The organism is Enterobacter sp. H2G27 (assembly GCF_054403075.1).
Genome location: NZ_JBSVSI010000001.1, coordinates 3,875,383 through 3,889,089 on the forward strand (window position 1 = coordinate 3,875,383; position 13,707 = coordinate 3,889,089).

27 protein-coding genes are annotated in these 13,707 nt (G+C 50.2%); 1 reads left to right on the forward strand and 26 read right to left on the reverse strand.

From position 1 onward, the window contains the following. Positions 1 to 99 precede the first annotated feature (99 nt). The 23 genes from rpmJ to rpsJ form a co-directional block, all read right to left on the reverse strand. Positions 100 to 216 carry a 50S ribosomal protein L36 gene (gene rpmJ, locus ACW9E7_RS18450; protein WP_000868187.1) on the reverse strand — a complete coding sequence of 39 codons (117 nt, stop codon included), beginning with the start codon at positions 214 to 216 and terminating at the stop codon, positions 100 to 102. 31 nt (positions 217 to 247) lie between these two features. Further along, positions 248 to 1,579 (reverse strand): preprotein translocase subunit SecY, encoded by a 1,332-nt coding sequence (secY, locus tag ACW9E7_RS18455; RefSeq protein WP_003863305.1) that lies wholly within the window; start codon positions 1,577 to 1,579, stop codon positions 248 to 250. 7 nt (positions 1,580 to 1,586) lie between these two features. Next, the gene (gene rplO, locus ACW9E7_RS18460; RefSeq protein WP_003863304.1) at positions 1,587 to 2,021 is read right to left on the reverse strand and encodes a 50S ribosomal protein L15; all 435 of its coding nucleotides are present in this window, start codon (positions 2,019 to 2,021) and stop codon (positions 1,587 to 1,589) included. A 3-nt stretch (positions 2,022 to 2,024) separates the two neighbouring features. Beyond that, positions 2,025 to 2,204, reverse strand: a complete 180-nt coding sequence (rpmD, locus tag ACW9E7_RS18465) for a 50S ribosomal protein L30 (protein ID WP_003863301.1) — start codon at positions 2,202 to 2,204, stop codon at positions 2,025 to 2,027. 6 nt (positions 2,205 to 2,210) lie between these two features. After that, a complete protein-coding gene (gene rpsE, locus ACW9E7_RS18470) occupies positions 2,211 to 2,711 on the reverse strand; it encodes a 30S ribosomal protein S5 (protein WP_003863299.1) in 501 nt (166 codons plus the stop codon). A 14-nt stretch (positions 2,712 to 2,725) separates the two neighbouring features. Further along, a complete protein-coding gene (gene rplR / locus ACW9E7_RS18475) occupies positions 2,726 to 3,079 on the reverse strand; it encodes a 50S ribosomal protein L18 (RefSeq protein ID WP_003863297.1) in 354 nt (117 codons plus the stop codon). A gap of 9 nt (positions 3,080 to 3,088) precedes the next feature. Then, complete coding sequence (gene rplF, locus ACW9E7_RS18480) at positions 3,089 to 3,622, reverse strand: 50S ribosomal protein L6 (protein ID WP_003863296.1); 534 nt, start codon at positions 3,620 to 3,622, stop codon at positions 3,089 to 3,091. Between the two features lie 12 nt (positions 3,623 to 3,634). Beyond that, positions 3,635 to 4,027 carry a 30S ribosomal protein S8 gene (rpsH, locus tag ACW9E7_RS18485; RefSeq protein WP_006178918.1) on the reverse strand — a complete coding sequence of 131 codons (393 nt, stop codon included), beginning with the start codon at positions 4,025 to 4,027 and terminating at the stop codon, positions 3,635 to 3,637. 30 nt (positions 4,028 to 4,057) lie between these two features. Beyond that, entirely contained in the window at positions 4,058 to 4,363 is a 306-nt protein-coding gene (gene rpsN / locus ACW9E7_RS18490; protein ID WP_003863291.1) for a 30S ribosomal protein S14, read from the reverse strand. A gap of 14 nt (positions 4,364 to 4,377) precedes the next feature. Then, the gene (rplE, locus tag ACW9E7_RS18495) at positions 4,378 to 4,917 is read right to left on the reverse strand and encodes a 50S ribosomal protein L5 (protein ID WP_001096202.1); all 540 of its coding nucleotides are present in this window, start codon (positions 4,915 to 4,917) and stop codon (positions 4,378 to 4,380) included. 14 nt (positions 4,918 to 4,931) lie between these two features. After that, on the reverse strand, positions 4,932 to 5,246 hold the full coding sequence (rplX, locus tag ACW9E7_RS18500) for a 50S ribosomal protein L24 (RefSeq protein WP_003863287.1): 315 nt from the start codon (positions 5,244 to 5,246) through the stop codon (positions 4,932 to 4,934). Between the two features lie 10 nt (positions 5,247 to 5,256). Next, positions 5,257 to 5,628 carry a 50S ribosomal protein L14 gene (gene rplN, locus ACW9E7_RS18505; RefSeq protein ID WP_002919748.1) on the reverse strand — a complete coding sequence of 124 codons (372 nt, stop codon included), beginning with the start codon at positions 5,626 to 5,628 and terminating at the stop codon, positions 5,257 to 5,259. Positions 5,629 to 5,794: 166 nt separating this feature from the next. Then, a complete protein-coding gene (gene rpsQ / locus ACW9E7_RS18510) occupies positions 5,795 to 6,049 on the reverse strand; it encodes a 30S ribosomal protein S17 (protein ID WP_008503489.1) in 255 nt (84 codons plus the stop codon). Beyond that, entirely contained in the window at positions 6,049 to 6,240 is a 192-nt protein-coding gene (gene rpmC, locus ACW9E7_RS18515; RefSeq protein WP_003863282.1) for a 50S ribosomal protein L29, read from the reverse strand. Before rpmC ends, rpsQ begins: the two co-directional genes overlap by 1 nt. Next, positions 6,240 to 6,650, reverse strand: a complete 411-nt coding sequence (gene rplP / locus ACW9E7_RS18520) for a 50S ribosomal protein L16 (RefSeq protein WP_002919759.1) — start codon at positions 6,648 to 6,650, stop codon at positions 6,240 to 6,242. The genes rpmC and rplP overlap by 1 nt, the downstream gene beginning before the upstream one ends. A 12-nt stretch (positions 6,651 to 6,662) precedes the next feature. Further along, positions 6,663 to 7,364: a 30S ribosomal protein S3 gene (gene rpsC / locus ACW9E7_RS18525; RefSeq protein ID WP_000529945.1), complete on the reverse strand. Its 702-nt coding sequence runs from the start codon at positions 7,362 to 7,364 to the stop codon at positions 6,663 to 6,665. 17 nt (positions 7,365 to 7,381) lie between these two features. Then, positions 7,382 to 7,714 (reverse strand): 50S ribosomal protein L22, encoded by a 333-nt coding sequence (gene rplV / locus ACW9E7_RS18530; RefSeq protein WP_002919773.1) that lies wholly within the window; start codon positions 7,712 to 7,714, stop codon positions 7,382 to 7,384. Between the two features lie 14 nt (positions 7,715 to 7,728). Beyond that, positions 7,729 to 8,007 carry a 30S ribosomal protein S19 gene (gene rpsS / locus ACW9E7_RS18535; RefSeq protein ID WP_001138117.1) on the reverse strand — a complete coding sequence of 93 codons (279 nt, stop codon included), beginning with the start codon at positions 8,005 to 8,007 and terminating at the stop codon, positions 7,729 to 7,731. A gap of 16 nt (positions 8,008 to 8,023) precedes the next feature. Beyond that, positions 8,024 to 8,845 carry a 50S ribosomal protein L2 gene (gene rplB / locus ACW9E7_RS18540; protein WP_008457150.1) on the reverse strand — a complete coding sequence of 274 codons (822 nt, stop codon included), beginning with the start codon at positions 8,843 to 8,845 and terminating at the stop codon, positions 8,024 to 8,026. A 17-nt stretch (positions 8,846 to 8,862) separates the two neighbouring features. Further along, positions 8,863 to 9,165, reverse strand: coding sequence for a 50S ribosomal protein L23 (gene rplW / locus ACW9E7_RS18545; protein ID WP_000617546.1), 303 nt, complete (start codon positions 9,163 to 9,165; stop codon positions 8,863 to 8,865). Then, on the reverse strand, positions 9,162 to 9,767 hold the full coding sequence (gene rplD, locus ACW9E7_RS18550) for a 50S ribosomal protein L4 (protein WP_000424395.1): 606 nt from the start codon (positions 9,765 to 9,767) through the stop codon (positions 9,162 to 9,164). The genes rplW and rplD overlap by 4 nt, the downstream gene beginning before the upstream one ends. A 10-nt stretch (positions 9,768 to 9,777) precedes the next feature. Next, the gene (gene rplC / locus ACW9E7_RS18555; protein ID WP_003863274.1) at positions 9,778 to 10,407 is read right to left on the reverse strand and encodes a 50S ribosomal protein L3; all 630 of its coding nucleotides are present in this window, start codon (positions 10,405 to 10,407) and stop codon (positions 9,778 to 9,780) included. Positions 10,408 to 10,439: 32 nt separating this feature from the next. Continuing rightward, the gene (gene rpsJ / locus ACW9E7_RS18560; protein ID WP_001181005.1) at positions 10,440 to 10,751 is read right to left on the reverse strand and encodes a 30S ribosomal protein S10; all 312 of its coding nucleotides are present in this window, start codon (positions 10,749 to 10,751) and stop codon (positions 10,440 to 10,442) included. A gap of 380 nt (positions 10,752 to 11,131) precedes the next feature. On the opposite strand from rpsJ, the gene ACW9E7_RS18565 reads away from it, so the two are divergent. Further along, the gene (locus ACW9E7_RS18565; RefSeq protein ID WP_271369738.1) at positions 11,132 to 11,605 is read left to right on the forward strand and encodes a prepilin peptidase; all 474 of its coding nucleotides are present in this window, start codon (positions 11,132 to 11,134) and stop codon (positions 11,603 to 11,605) included. Here the strand turns inward: ACW9E7_RS18565 and bfr are convergent. From bfr to tuf, 3 genes are all read right to left on the reverse strand, one after another. Further along, entirely contained in the window at positions 11,589 to 12,065 is a 477-nt protein-coding gene (gene bfr, locus ACW9E7_RS18570) for a bacterioferritin (RefSeq protein WP_008503492.1), read from the reverse strand. The genes ACW9E7_RS18565 and bfr overlap by 17 nt on opposite strands. A gap of 72 nt (positions 12,066 to 12,137) precedes the next feature. After that, on the reverse strand, positions 12,138 to 12,332 hold the full coding sequence (gene bfd / locus ACW9E7_RS18575) for a bacterioferritin-associated ferredoxin (RefSeq protein ID WP_008503493.1): 195 nt from the start codon (positions 12,330 to 12,332) through the stop codon (positions 12,138 to 12,140). A gap of 179 nt (positions 12,333 to 12,511) precedes the next feature. After that, complete coding sequence (tuf, locus tag ACW9E7_RS18580; RefSeq protein WP_014068448.1) at positions 12,512 to 13,696, reverse strand: elongation factor Tu; 1,185 nt, start codon at positions 13,694 to 13,696, stop codon at positions 12,512 to 12,514. Positions 13,697 to 13,707: the final 11 nt, after the last annotated feature.

Below are 13,707 nucleotides of genomic sequence, written 5' to 3' on the forward strand. Positions count from 1 at the left end.
TTTTCAGGATACTCAAATGGAAACGTACAGACATACAAAAGATTGGCTGGCTAATCTAGCCAGCTCAACCCAACTTTGCAAGAAAAATATGCGAAATAATCAGCCTTGGCGCTGTTTATGCTTCGGCTCGGCACTGCAAATCACACGGATGACACCATCACGCTTAACGATTTTGCAGTTACGGCATAATTTCTTGACGGAAGCACGAACTTTCATTTTTACTCTCCGTAACTTCTCAGGCGACCAATTAGCGGCCGTAGCCTTTCAGGTTCGCCTTCTTCAATGCAGACTCATACTGACTGGACATCATCAGAGTTTGCACTTGAGCCATAAAGTCCATAATCACGACAACAACGATAAGCAGTGAGGTCCCACCGAAGTAGAACGGTACTTTCATTGCATCACGCATGAACTCCGGGATCAGGCAGATAAAAGTAATATAGAGCGCACCAACCAAAGTCAGGCGGGTCATTACTTTATCGATATACTTCGCCGTTTGCTCTCCCGGACGAATTCCTGGTACAAATGCACCGGACTTCTTCAGGTTATCTGCTGTTTCACGCGGGTTGAAGACCAACGCCGTGTAGAAGAAACAGAAGAAGATGATCGCAGACGCATAGAGTAACACATAAAGTGGTTGCCCAGGCTGCAAATACAGCGAAATTGTTGTCAGCCAGTTCCAACCAGTACCGCCCCCGAACCATGACGCGATGGTCGCCGGGAACAGAATAATACTGGAAGCGAAGATAGCCGGGATAACCCCCGCCATGTTCACTTTCAGCGGTAAATGTGTGCTCTGTGCAGCATAGACACGACGACCTTGCTGACGTTTAGCGTAGTTCACCACAATGCGGCGTTGACCACGTTCAACGAAGACAACAAAGAACGTCACTGCAAATACTAATACTGCAACCAACAGCAACAGGAGGAAGTGCAGGTCGCCTTGACGCGCTTGCTCGATAGTATGGGCGATGGCTGGCGGGAGGCCCGCAACAATACCGGCGAAGATGATGATTGAGATACCGTTACCGATACCACGCTCAGTAATCTGTTCGCCGAGCCACATCAGGAACATTGTCCCTGTGACCAGACTTACAACAGCGGTGAAGTAGAATGCAAAGCCCGGGTTTAACACCAGGCCCTGCATACCAGGCATATTCGGCAGACCGGTAGCAATACCGATCGACTGGAATATTGCCAGCACCAGAGTACCGTAACGGGTGTACTGACTAATCTTACGACGTCCAGACTCCCCTTCTTTCTTCAACTCTGCCAGGGCCGGATGAACGACCGTCAGCAGCTGGATAATAATAGATGCCGAAATGTACGGCATAATACCCAATGCAAAGATAGAAGCACGGCTGAGAGCACCACCAGAGAACATGTTGAACATTTCAATGATGGTGCCTCGCTGTTGCTCAAGCAGTTTGGCAAGTACAGCGGCATCGATACCAGGGATCGGAATAAAAGAGCCAATACGGAACACAATCAGCGCGCCGATAACAAACAGCAGTCTGCGTTTCAGCTCGCCAAATCCACCTTTGGCACTTTGAAAATCTAATCCCGGTTGCTTAGCCATCTGCTACTTATTCCTCAATTTTACCGCCAGCAGCTTCGATAGCAGCACGAGCACCTTTAGTAACACGCAGGCCACGAACAGTTACCGGAGTAGAAACTTCACCAGCCAGGATCACTTTCGCGAACTCGATCTGGATACCGATAATGTTTGCTGCTTTCAGCGTGTTCAGGTCTACAACGCCGCCTTCAACTTTCGCCAGGTCAGACAGACGGATTTCCGCTGTGATCGCTGCTTTGCGAGAGGTGAAGCCGAACTTCGGCAGACGACGGTACAGTGGCATCTGGCCACCCTCGAAACCGCGACGTACGCCACCGCCAGAACGAGAGTTCTGACCTTTGTGACCACGACCACCGGTTTTACCGAGGCCAGAACCGATACCACGACCCAGGCGTTTACCCGCCTTTTTAGAGCCTTCGGCCGGAGACAGAGTATTTAAACGCATCTCTTACTCCTCAACTTTAACCATGAAGTAAACCGCGTTGACCATACCACGAACAGCAGGAGTATCCTCGCGCTCAACGGTATGACCAATACGACGCAGACCCAGGCCAAGCAGCGTTGCCTTGTGTTTCGGCAGACGACCGATTGCACTGCGGGTTTGAGTGATTTTAATAGTCTTTGCCATGGTCAATTACCCCAGAATTTCTTCAACGGATTTACCACGCTTGGCAGCGACCATTTCTGGAGAATTCATATTTTCCAGGCCATCAATAGTTGCACGAACCACGTTGATCGGGTTGGTGGAACCATATGCTTTAGCCAGAACGTTATGAACCCCAGCAACTTCCAGAACGGCGCGCATTGCACCACCGGCGATGATACCGGTACCTTCTGAAGCTGGCTGCATGAATACACGAGAACCCGTGTGAACACCTTTAACTGGGTGCTGCAGGGTGCCGTTGTTCAGCGCGACGTTAATCATGTTGCGACGGGCTTTTTCCATCGCTTTCTGGATCGCTGCTGGAACTTCACGCGCTTTACCGTAACCAAAACCAACGCGACCGTTACCATCGCCTACTACAGTCAGAGCTGTGAAGGAGAAAATACGACCACCTTTAACGGTTTTAGATACGCGGTTTACCGCGATCAGCTTTTCCTGCAGTTCGCCAGCCTGTTTTTCGATGTGAGCCATCTTACACCTCTACCTTAGAACTGAAGGCCAGCTTCACGGGCAGCATCTGCCAGTGCCTGGACACGACCATGATATTGGAACCCGGAACGGTCAAAGGAAACATTGCTGATGCCTTTTTCCAGAGCGCGTTCAGCAACAGCTTTACCTACAGCTGCAGCGGCGTCTTTGTTACCGGTGTACTTCAATTGTTCTGAGATAGCTTTTTCTACAGTAGAAGCAGCTACCAGAACTTCAGAACCGTTCGGTGCAATTACCTGTGCGTAAATATGACGCGGGGTACGATGTACCACCAGGCGAGTTGCACCCAGCTCTTTGAGCTTGCGGCGTGCGCGGGTCGCACGACGGATACGAGCAGATTTCTTATCCATAGTGTTACCTTACTTCTTCTTAGCCTCTTTGGTACGCACGACTTCGTCGGCGTAACGAACACCCTTGCCTTTGTAAGGCTCAGGACGACGGTAGGCGCGCAGATCTGCTGCAACCTGACCGATCAGCTGTTTATCAGCGCCTTTCAGCACGATTTCAGTCTGAGTCGGGCATTCTGCAGTGATACCGGCCGGCAGCGGATGCTCAACAGGGTGTGAGAAGCCCAGAGACAGGCCTACTGCATTCCCTTTGATAGCTGCACGATAACCTACACCAACCAGCTGAAGCTTTTTAGTGAAGCCTTCGGTAACACCAACAACCATTGAGTTCAGCAGGGCACGCGCGGTACCAGCCTGAGCCCATCCATCCACGAAACCATCACGTGGACCGAAGGTCAGAGCGTTATCTGCATGTTTAACTTCAACAGCTTTGTTGAGGGTACGAGTCAGCTCGCCGTTTTTACCTTTGATCGTAATAACCTGACCGTCGATTTTTACATCAACGCCGGCAGGAATAACGACCGGTGCTTTAGCAACACGAGACATTCTTTCCTCCGATTAGGCTACGTAGCAGATAATTTCGCCACCAAGACCAGCCTGGCGCGCTGCACGATCAGTCATAACACCTTTAGAGGTAGAAACAACTGCGATACCAAGACCAGCCATAACTTTTGGCAGCTCATCTTTTTTCTTATAGATGCGCAGGCCTGGGCGGCTGACACGCTGAATGCTTTCTACAACAGCTTTACCCTGGAAATACTTGAGAGTAAGTTCCAGTTCCGGCTTGGTGTCGCCTTCAACTTTAAAATCTTCGATAAAACCTTCTTCCTTCAGCACGTTGGCAATTGCCACTTTCAGCTTGGCGGAAGGCATGGTGACCGCAACTTTGTTCGCGGCCTGACCGTTACGGATACGGGTCAGCATATCCGCGATCGGATCTTGCATGCTCATCTGTCTTTACTCCCGTGATTCAATTGGTAATTACCAGCTAGCCTTTTTCAAGCCTGGCACTTCACCGCGCATGGCGGCTTCACGCAGTTTGATACGGCTCAACCCAAACTTGCCCACATAACCATGTGGACGACCTGTTTGACGACAGCGGTTACGCTGACGAGACGGGCTGGAATCACGCGGCAGAGACTGCAGCTTGAGAACCGCATTCCAACGATCTTCGTCGGAAGCGTTCACATCAGAAATGATCGCTTTCAGTTCAGCGCGTTTAGCGAAGAATTTATCAGCTAAAGCTACGCGCTTTACTTCGCGTGCTTTCATTGATTGCTTAGCCATTCAGTAACCCTACCTTACTTGCGGAACGGGAAGTCAAAGGCAGCCAGCAGAGCACGGCCTTCTTCGTCAGATTTCGCAGTAGTGGTAATGGTAATATCCAAACCACGCACGCGGTCGACTTTATCGTAGTCGATTTCTGGGAAGATGATCTGCTCACGGACACCCATGCTGTAGTTACCACGACCGTCGAAAGACTTAGCGGACAAGCCACGGAAGTCACGGATACGTGGAACAGCAATAGTGATCAGGCGCTCAAAGAACTCCCACATGCGTTCGCCACGCAGAGTTACTTTACAGCCGATCGGATAGCCCTGACGGATTTTGAAGCCTGCAACAGATTTGCGTGCTTTGGTGATCAGCGGTTTTTGACCGGAGATTGCTGTCAGGTCAGCTGCTGCGTTATCCAGCAGTTTCTTGTCAGCGATCGCTTCACCAACACCCATGTTCAGGGTGATCTTCTCGACCCGAGGGACTTGCATGACAGAATTGTAGTTAAACTCGGTCATGAGTTTTTTAACTACTTCGTCTTTGTAGTAATCATGCAGTTTCGCCATCGTACTACTCCAAATTACTTGATAGTTTCGCTGTTAGACTTGAAGAAACGGACTTTTTTGCCGTCTTCGAATCTAAAGCCTACACGGTCAGCCTTGCCGGTAGCCGCATTGAAGATTGCAACGTTAGAAACCTGAATAGCAGCTTCTTTTTCAACGATGCCACCTGGTTGGTTCAGGGCCGGAACCGGCTTCTGATGTTTCTTAACCAGGTTGATACCTTCAACGACAAGTTTGCCGGAAGACAGAACATTTTTTACTTTACCGCGTTTACCTTTATCTTTACCGGTTAACACGATAACTTCGTCATCACGACGGATTTTCGCTGCCATGATTCGCTCCTTAGAGTACTTCTGGTGCCAGAGAGATAATTTTCATGAACTTCTCAGTACGAAGTTCACGAGTTACCGGCCCAAAGATACGCGTGCCGATAGGCTGCTCGCTGTTATTGTTTAAAATAACGCATGCATTACCATCGAAGCGAATGACAGAACCGTCAGGGCGACGAACACCCTTCTTGGTGCGCACCACTACCGCCTTCAGCACATCACCTTTTTTGACCTTACCACGTGGAATTGCTTCCTTGATGGTGATCTTGATGATGTCGCCTACGCCTGCGTAGCGACGGTGCGAGCCACCCAGAACCTTGATACACATTACGCGACGTGCACCGGAGTTGTCGGCGACGTTCAGCATAGTCTGTTCTTGGATCATTTTAGTGCTCCGCTAATGTCAACTACTACCTGAGACTCTAAAATCAGAGCCGTTAAAAAGCCCCATATCGAGGGCGCGGCATTATAACACCGCTTCTGCAATATGGGTAGAAAAAATAAACGGCTCATCGCTGAGCCGTTTATTCGTATTGAGAAGGCGTACTGTATTACAGAACCGCTTTCTCTACAACGCGAACCAGCGTCCAGGACTTAGTCTTGGACAGTGGGCGGCATTCACGGATTTCAACCTTGTCGCCGATACCACATTCGTTGTTCTCGTCATGTACGTGCAGTTTGGTCGTACGCTTGATGAATTTACCGTAGATCGGGTGTTTCACAATACGTTCGATAGCTACAACAATGGATTTCTCCATTTTGTCGCTAACAACACGACCTTGCAGAGTACGGATTTTATCGGTCATTACGCACCCGCCTTCTGAGTCAGTAAAGTCTTAACGCGCGCAACATTGCGACGCACTTGCTTCAGCAGGTGAGTCTGTTGCAGCTGGCCACTTGCAGCCTGCATACGCAGGTTGAACTGCTCACGCAGCAGGTTCAGCAGCTCAGCGTTCAGCTCTTCAACGCTTTTTTCACGCAGCTCTTTTGCTTTCATTACATCACCGTCTTAGTTACAAAGGTGGTTTTGATAGGCAGTTTCGCTGCTGCCAGGCCGAAGGCTTCACGGGCCAGCTCTTCCGGAACACCGTCCATTTCATAAAGGACTTTGCCCGGTTGGATCAAGGCAACCCAGTACTCCACGTTACCTTTACCTTTACCCATACGAACTTCCAGCGGCTTCTCGGTGATCGGTTTGTCCGGGAATACACGGATCCAGATCTTACCTTGACGCTTAACTGCACGGGTCATTGCACGACGTGCTGCTTCGATCTGACGTGCAGTCAGACGACCACGGCCAACAGCTTTCAGACCGAAAGTGCCGAAGCTAACATCCGTACCCTGCGCCAGACCACGGTTGCGGCCTTTGTGCACTTTACGGAATTTTGTACGCTTTGGTTGTAACATCAGCGACGCTCCTTATTTACGGCCTTTACGCTGCTGCTTTTTAGGTTGAGCAGCCGGTTTTTCCGGTTGTTCAACAGCAGCCATACCACCCAGGATCTCACCTTTGAAGATCCATACCTTAACGCCGATTACACCGTAAGTGGTGTGCGCTTCAGAGGTGTTGTAGTCGATGTCAGCACGCAGAGTGTGCAGCGGTACGCGACCTTCACGGTACCATTCGGTACGTGCGATTTCCGCGCCGCCCAGACGGCCGCTAACTTCAACTTTGATACCTTTAGCGCCCAGACGCATTGCGTTCTGTACAGCACGCTTCATAGCACGACGGAACATAACACGACGTTCCAGCTGTGAAGTGATGCTGTCAGCAACCAATTTAGCGTCCAGTTCAGGCTTACGAACTTCAGCGATATTGATCTGTGCAGGAACGCCAGCGATATCCGCTACGACCTTGCGCAGTTTTTCTACGTCTTCGCCTTTCTTACCGATAACGATGCCAGGACGAGCAGTGTGAATAGTCACACGGATGCTCTTCGCTGGACGCTCGATAACGATACGAGATACAGACGCTTTAGCCAGTTCCTTAGTCAGGTACTGACGTACTTTAAAATCGCTGTCCAGGTTGTCAGCGAATTCTTTGGTGTTCGCAAACCAGGTAGAGTTCCATGGTTTTACAATACCCAGGCGAATACCATTAGGATGTACTTTCTGACCCATTGCTAGTCTCCAGAGTCTCAGCGATCGGACACAACCACAGTAATGTGGCTGGTGCGCTTCAGGATGCGATCTGCACGACCTTTCGCACGCGGCATAATGCGCTTCATGCTTGGGCCTTCATCTACGAAAATTTTCGCAACTTTCAGATCGTCGATGTCAGCGCCATCGTTGTGTTCAGCGTTAGCAATGGCAGATTCCAGTACTTTCTTGACCAATACCGCAGCTTTCTTGTTGGTATAGGTCAGAATGTCCAGGGCCTGCGACACTTTCTTACCGCGAATCAGGTCAGCAACAAGGCGAACCTTCTGAGCAGAAGAACGAGCATGGCGATGTTGAGCTAAAGTTTCCATCTCTTCCTCCTACCTTATTTCTTCTTCGCTTTTTTATCAGCAGCGTGGCCGCGATAAGTACGAGTCGGTGCGAATTCACCCAGTTTGTGACCAACCATTTCGTCGGTAACAAAGACTGGAACGTGCTGACGACCATTATGGACAGCGATGGTCAAACCGATCATGTTAGGAAAGATCGTTGAACGACGGGACCAAGTGCGCAGGGGCTTCTTGTCTCCGCTTTCCACCGCTTTCTCTACCTTCTTCAGCAAGTGCAGGTCAATAAAAGGACCTTTCTTGAGAGAACGTGGCATGGCTTATCCTCTAAAATTATTTGCTACGGCGACGTACGATAAATTTATCAGTACGCTTGTTGCTGCGGGTCTTCTTACCTTTGGTCTGAACGCCCCACGGAGATACCGGGTGCTTACCAAAGTTACGACCTTCACCACCACCATGTGGGTGATCGACTGGGTTCATCGCAGTACCGCGAACGGTAGGACGAACACCACGCCAGCGTGCAGCACCAGCTTTACCCAGAACGCGCAGCATATGCTCAGCATTGCCAACTTCGCCCAGAGTAGCGCGGCAGTCTGCTTCGACTTTACGCATTTCACCAGAACGCAGACGCAGGGTGACATAAGCACCATCACGAGCAACGATCTGAACGTAAGTACCAGCGGAACGTGCCAGCTGACCGCCTTTACCTGGTTTCATTTCTACGTTATGAACGGTAGAACCAACCGGGATATTGCGCATCGGCAGGGTGTTGCCTGCTTTGATTGCAGCATCAACGCCAGACTGAATCTGGTCGCCAGCTTTCAGGCCTTTAGGGGCCAGGATGTAACGGCGTTCGCCGTCTTTGTACAGAACCAGCGCGATGTTCGCGGAACGGTTCGGATCGTACTCAAGACGTTCAACAACTGCTGGGATACCGTCTTTGTTGCGTTTGAAGTCAACAATACGATAAGCCTGCTTGTGGCCACCACCGATGTGACGAGTGGTGATACGGCCATTGTTGTTACGACCACCGGATTTGCTGTTTTTTTCCAGCAACGGAGCAAAAGGTTTGCCCTTGTGCAGCTCAGGGTTAACCACTTTAACTACGTGGCGACGACCCGGAGATGTCGGTTTACATTTAACAACTGCCATTGTATTACTCCTCCGACTTACTCAGCGCCGCCAACGAAGTCCAGATTCTGGCCTTCTTTCAGGGTGACGTAAGCTTTTTTCCAGTCGCTACGACGACCGATACGCTGTCCGTGACGTTTAACTTTCCCTTTAACTACCAGGGTGTTAACGACTTCGACTTCGACTTCAAACAGTTTCTGCACAGCAGCTTTGATCTCTGCTTTGGTCGCGTCTTTAGCAACTTTGAGAACGATGGTGTTTGTTTTTTCCATCGCAGTAGACGCTTTTTCAGAAACGTGCGGTGCGCGAAGCACCTTCAGCAGACGTTCTTCACGAATCATGCCAGCATCTCCTCAACTTGCTTAACAGCATCAGCAGTCATTACGACTTTGTCGAAGGCGATCAGGCTAACCGGGTCGATACCAGTCGCATCGCGTACGTCAACCTTGTGCAGGTTACGTGCGGCCAGGAACAGGTTCTCGTCCAGCTCACCGGTGATGATCAGCACATCTTCCAGAGCCATGTCTTTCAGTTTCTGTGCCAGCAGCTTAGTTTTAGGCGCTTCAACAGAGAACTTCTCGACAACGATCAGACGATCCTGACGTACCAGTTCGGACAGGATGCTTTTCAGCGCGCCGCGGTACATCTTTTTGTTAACTTTTTGACTGTGGTCCTGTGGACGCGCAGCGAAGGTCACGCCACCTGAACGCCAGATCGGGCTCTTGATAGAACCTGAACGCGCACGGCCGGTACCTTTCTGGCGCCATGGCTTTTTGCCAGAACCAGTTACTTCAGCACGAGTCTTCTGAGCACGAGTACCCTGACGAGCACCAGCTGCATAAGCAACAACAACCTGGTGAACCAGCGCTTCGTTGAAATCACGACCGAAGGTAGTTTCGGAAACAGTCAGCGCGCTCTGCGCGTCTTTCAATACTAATTCCATTGCTATCCCCTTACGCCTTCACAGCTGGTTTAACGATCAGGTCGCTACCGGTTGCACCCGGAACTGCACCTTTAACCAGCAGCAGGTTGCGCTCAGCGTCAACACGTACTACGTCCAGGCTCTGAACGGTTACACGTTCGTTACCCAGCTGACCTGCCATTTTCTTGCCTTTGAACACTTTGCCCGGAGTCTGGTTCTGACCGATAGAACCCGGAACGCGGTGAGACAAGGAGTTACCGTGAGTAGCGTCCTGGGTACGGAAGTTCCAGCGCTTAACGGTACCAGCAAAACCTTTACCTTTAGAGGTACCGGTTACGTCAACTTTTTTAACGTCAGCAAACAGCTCAACGCTAATGTCCTGACCTACGGTGAACTCTTCGCCTTCAGCAAGACGGAATTCCCACAGACCACGGCCAGCTTCTACGCCAGCTTTAGCGAAGTGACCCGCTTCTGGTTTGGTTACACGGTTAGCTTTTTTAGCACCAGTGGTAACCTGAATAGCGCGGTAGCCATCGTTAGCCAGATCTTTAACCTGAGTAACGCGGTTTGCTTCAACTTCGATTACGGTTACTGGGATAGAAACGCCATCTTCAGTGAAGATGCGGGTCATACCCACTTTTTTACCGACTAAACCAATCATTGTTTCAACCTCTCAATCGCTCGATGACCTGATTAACCCAGGCTGATCTGCACGTCTACACCGGCAGCCAGATCCAGACGCATCAGAGCATCAACGGTTTTCTCAGTTGGCTCAACGATGTCAACCAGACGCTTGTGAGTGCGGATTTCGTACTGATCGCGCGCGTCTTTGTTGACGTGCGGAGAGATCAGAACGGTGAAGCGCTCTTTGCGGGTCGGCAGCGGGATCGGACCACGGACTTGCGCACCAGTGCGCTTAGCAGTCTCGACGATTTCCGCGGTTGATTGATCGATCAGACGATGATCAAACGCTTTAAGGCGGATACGGATTCTTTGGTTCTGCATGAGACCAGAGCTCCAATTATTTTATAAACGAAAATGATTACTCCTCAAACCCATTACGATTGATGGGAGAGTGTAACCGTTCTTACGTAGCTCCCCAATTGGGAGCATTGTTGAGTAACAAAATGAGCTACTCTGGTTCTGATTGAACCCGCCGTCAATTACGACAAGCCCGCGCATTATACGTAAATCTGGGCAAGACGCAAGTGCCGTTTAGAAATTAAGCGTCAGAGGCGCAGTATTCGTAAGAGCGCGCAACATTTTATGCAATGTAATCTGCGTCGATGTTTTGTTTCGAGCCGCTACGCGTCTCCGTTTTTTATGCATTGCCGGCAAGGCCGATTATAACGAGTATGCGCCCAAACCCGCTTGAGGCCTTTTTCATGCTAACCACCCTCCCCTTTCTGCTGATCTATCTTTCGCTGACTGCCTTACTGGTACATGCCGATATTCGCTACGGTCTGCTTCCCGATAAATTTCTCTGCCCGCTGCTATGGGCGGGCCTGCTTTTTCAGCTCTGTATCCATCCGGATTTTCTGCCACGTGCGGTGGTGGGTGCGATGGCTGGATATATCGGTTTTGCCGTTATTTACTGGGGCTACTGGTTTATCCGCCGACGTGAAGGTATGGGATATGGCGATGTAAAATACCTGGCTGCGCTTGGCGCATGGCACGGCTGGTGCGTACTGCCTACGCTGGCGCTACTCGCGGCGCTGATGGCGCTTCTTTGCATTATTGTTTTTTCGTTAATCCGCCCTGATAAGAAGGCAATAAAAAACCCGCTGCCTTTTGGGCCATTTCTGGCAGCAGCGGGTTTATGCGTTGGCTGGAAGACGTTGCTTATTCTTCCACTTTAATCTGTGACTGAAGATAGTTTTGCAGGCCGATTTTAGCAATCAGATCCAGCTCCGTTTCCAGCCAGTCAATATGGCCTTCTTCATCGGCCAGGATCTGGATCATCATATCGCGACTGACGTAGTCATGTACGCTGTCAGCATAGGCAATGGCTTCACGGAGATCTTTGGCGCCTTCAAGCTCCAGCCTGAGGTCGGAACGCAGCATCTCTTCGACATCTTCTCCGATGCCCAGCTTGCCGAGATCCTGCAGGTTTGGAATGCCTTCAAGGAATAAAATACGCTCGATATATTTATCAGCGTGTTTCATCTCATCTATAGATTCATGGTACTCAACGTCGTTTAAACGTTTGAGTCCCCAGTTTTTGAACATTCTCGCGTGAAGAAAGTACTGGTTGATTGCGACAAGCTCATTTCCCAATAATTTATTGAGATAACTTATGATTTTAACATCACCTTTCATTATATAGTCCCTCCGCTTCCACTCATTGAAGCGTAGATCGGGCTACAGGGATGTCAAAAAAAAGATGGGCGCTTACGCGATCTCTTTGTATTCCGGGATCTGCATCAGTTCGTCCTGCATGATCTCTCGCGCAGCACGTACACATTTACCGCATTGATTTCCCACCGGAACAAATTTGCGAAGCTGCTGGAATGACTGGGGCTGGAACTGGCGAACGGCCTGACGTATTTTTTTGTCGCTTACACCATTACATAAACAAACGTACATATAAACTCCCGTTCAAATTATGCGCAAAGTGTAAGTGAGAATGGTTATGATTACAATAGCACAAACGCCAGAATGCGGGGAGGGAGCAGGCAAAAAATGCGAAATTTTGTGACAAATACCTGAGCGGCAGAAAACAAAAAAGGACGCCGAAGCGTCCTTTTTTATTCGGGGATAATTAATTAGCCCAGAACTTTAGCAACAACGCCCGCGCCAACGGTACGGCCGCCTTCACGGATTGCGAAACGCAGACCGTCGTCCATCGCGATTGGGTGGATCAGAGTCACAACCATCTTGATGTTGTCGCCTGGCATTACCATCTCAACGCCTTCTGGCAGTTCGATGGTACCGGTCACGTCAGTTGTACGGAAGTAGAACTGTGGACGGTAGCCTTTGAAGAACGGAGTATGACGGCCGCCTTCGTCTTTGGACAGAATGTACACTTCAGATTCGAACTTGGTGTGTGGCTTGATTGAGCCTGGCTTCGCCAGAACCTGACCACGTTCGATTTCTTCACGTTTGATACCACGCAGCAGAACACCAACGTTCTCACCAGCACGGCCTTCGTCCAGCAGTTTGCGGAACATTTCAACGCCAGTACAGGTAGACTTTGCAGTCTCTTTGATACCAACGATTTCAACTTCCTCACCAACTTTGATGATACCGCGCTCTACACGACCGGTAACAACGGTACCACGACCGGAGATGGAGAATACGTCTTCGATTGGCAGCAGGAATGGCTTGTCAATCGCACGCTCTGGTTCTGGGATGTAAGAATCCAGGAAGCCAGCCAGTTCGATGATTTTCGCTTCCCACTCAGCTTCGCCTTCCAGCGCTTTCAGAGCAGAACCACGAACGATTGGAGTATCGTCGCCTGGGAAATCGTACTGAGACAGCAGTTCACGAACTTCCATCTCTACCAGTTCCAGCAGCTCTTCGTCATCAACCATGTCGCACTTGTTCAGGAACACGATGATGAAAGGAACGCCTACCTGACGACCCAGCAGGATGTGCTCACGAGTCTGAGGCATTGGGCCGTCAGTCGCAGCAACAACCAGGATCGCGCCGTCCATCTGCGCAGCACCGGTGATCATGTTTTTAACATAGTCGGCGTGGCCTGGGCAGTCTACGTGTGCGTAGTGGCGAGTCGGGGTGTCATATTCAACGTGGGAAGTGTTGATGGTGATACCACGAGCTTTTTCTTCTGGTGCGTTATCGATCTGGTCGAATGCACGAGCAGAACCACCGTAGGTTTTAGCCAGAACGGTAGTGATTGCAGCAGTCAGGGTAGTTTTACCATGGTCAACGTGGCCGATAGTACCAACGTTGACGTGCGGTTTTGTACGTTCAAATTTTTCTTTAGACACGGCTATATTCC

Excerpts from the sequence above, each read along its gene's own strand:
- rpmJ (WP_000868187.1), bottom strand. The coding sequence starts at position 216 with ATGAAAGTTCGTGCTTCCGTCAAGAAATTATGCCGTAACTGCAAAATC.
- secY (WP_003863305.1), bottom strand. The coding sequence starts at position 1,579 with ATGGCTAAGCAACCGGGATTAGATTTTCAAAGTGCCAAAGGTGGATTT.
- rplO (WP_003863304.1), bottom strand. The coding sequence starts at position 2,021 with ATGCGTTTAAATACTCTGTCTCCGGCCGAAGGCTCTAAAAAGGCGGGT.
- rpmD (WP_003863301.1), bottom strand. The coding sequence starts at position 2,204 with ATGGCAAAGACTATTAAAATCACTCAAACCCGCAGTGCAATCGGTCGT.
- rpsE (WP_003863299.1), bottom strand. The coding sequence starts at position 2,711 with ATGGCTCACATCGAAAAACAGGCTGGCGAACTGCAGGAAAAGCTGATC.
- rplR (WP_003863297.1), bottom strand. The coding sequence starts at position 3,079 with ATGGATAAGAAATCTGCTCGTATCCGTCGTGCGACCCGCGCACGCCGC.
- rplF (WP_003863296.1), bottom strand. The coding sequence starts at position 3,622 with ATGTCTCGTGTTGCTAAAGCACCGGTCGTTATTCCTGCCGGCGTTGAT.
- rpsH (WP_006178918.1), bottom strand. The coding sequence starts at position 4,027 with ATGAGCATGCAAGATCCGATCGCGGATATGCTGACCCGTATCCGTAAC.
- rpsN (WP_003863291.1), bottom strand. The coding sequence starts at position 4,363 with ATGGCTAAGCAATCAATGAAAGCACGCGAAGTAAAGCGCGTAGCTTTA.
- rplE (WP_001096202.1), bottom strand. The coding sequence starts at position 4,917 with ATGGCGAAACTGCATGATTACTACAAAGACGAAGTAGTTAAAAAACTC.
- rplX (WP_003863287.1), bottom strand. The coding sequence starts at position 5,246 with ATGGCAGCGAAAATCCGTCGTGATGACGAAGTTATCGTGTTAACCGGT.
- rplN (WP_002919748.1), bottom strand. The coding sequence starts at position 5,628 with ATGATCCAAGAACAGACTATGCTGAACGTCGCCGACAACTCCGGTGCA.
- rpsQ (WP_008503489.1), bottom strand. The coding sequence starts at position 6,049 with ATGACCGATAAAATCCGTACTCTGCAAGGTCGTGTTGTTAGCGACAAA.
- rpmC (WP_003863282.1), bottom strand. The coding sequence starts at position 6,240 with ATGAAAGCAAAAGAGCTGCGTGAAAAAAGCGTTGAAGAGCTGAACGCT.
- rplP (WP_002919759.1), bottom strand. The coding sequence starts at position 6,650 with ATGTTACAACCAAAGCGTACAAAATTCCGTAAAGTGCACAAAGGCCGC.
- rpsC (WP_000529945.1), bottom strand. The coding sequence starts at position 7,364 with ATGGGTCAGAAAGTACATCCTAATGGTATTCGCCTGGGTATTGTAAAA.
- rplV (WP_002919773.1), bottom strand. The coding sequence starts at position 7,714 with ATGGAAACTTTAGCTCAACATCGCCATGCTCGTTCTTCTGCTCAGAAG.
- rpsS (WP_001138117.1), bottom strand. The coding sequence starts at position 8,007 with ATGCCACGTTCTCTCAAGAAAGGTCCTTTTATTGACCTGCACTTGCTG.
- rplB (WP_008457150.1), bottom strand. The coding sequence starts at position 8,845 with ATGGCAGTTGTTAAATGTAAACCGACATCTCCGGGTCGTCGCCACGTA.
- rplW (WP_000617546.1), bottom strand. The coding sequence starts at position 9,165 with ATGATTCGTGAAGAACGTCTGCTGAAGGTGCTTCGCGCACCGCACGTT.
- rplD (WP_000424395.1), bottom strand. The coding sequence starts at position 9,767 with ATGGAATTAGTATTGAAAGACGCGCAGAGCGCGCTGACTGTTTCCGAA.
- rplC (WP_003863274.1), bottom strand. The coding sequence starts at position 10,407 with ATGATTGGTTTAGTCGGTAAAAAAGTGGGTATGACCCGCATCTTCACT.
- rpsJ (WP_001181005.1), bottom strand. The coding sequence starts at position 10,751 with ATGCAGAACCAAAGAATCCGTATCCGCCTTAAAGCGTTTGATCATCGT.
- ACW9E7_RS18565 (WP_271369738.1), top strand. The coding sequence starts at position 11,132 with ATGCTAACCACCCTCCCCTTTCTGCTGATCTATCTTTCGCTGACTGCC.
- bfr (WP_008503492.1), bottom strand. The coding sequence starts at position 12,065 with ATGAAAGGTGATGTTAAAATCATAAGTTATCTCAATAAATTATTGGGA.
- bfd (WP_008503493.1), bottom strand. The coding sequence starts at position 12,332 with ATGTACGTTTGTTTATGTAATGGTGTAAGCGACAAAAAAATACGTCAG.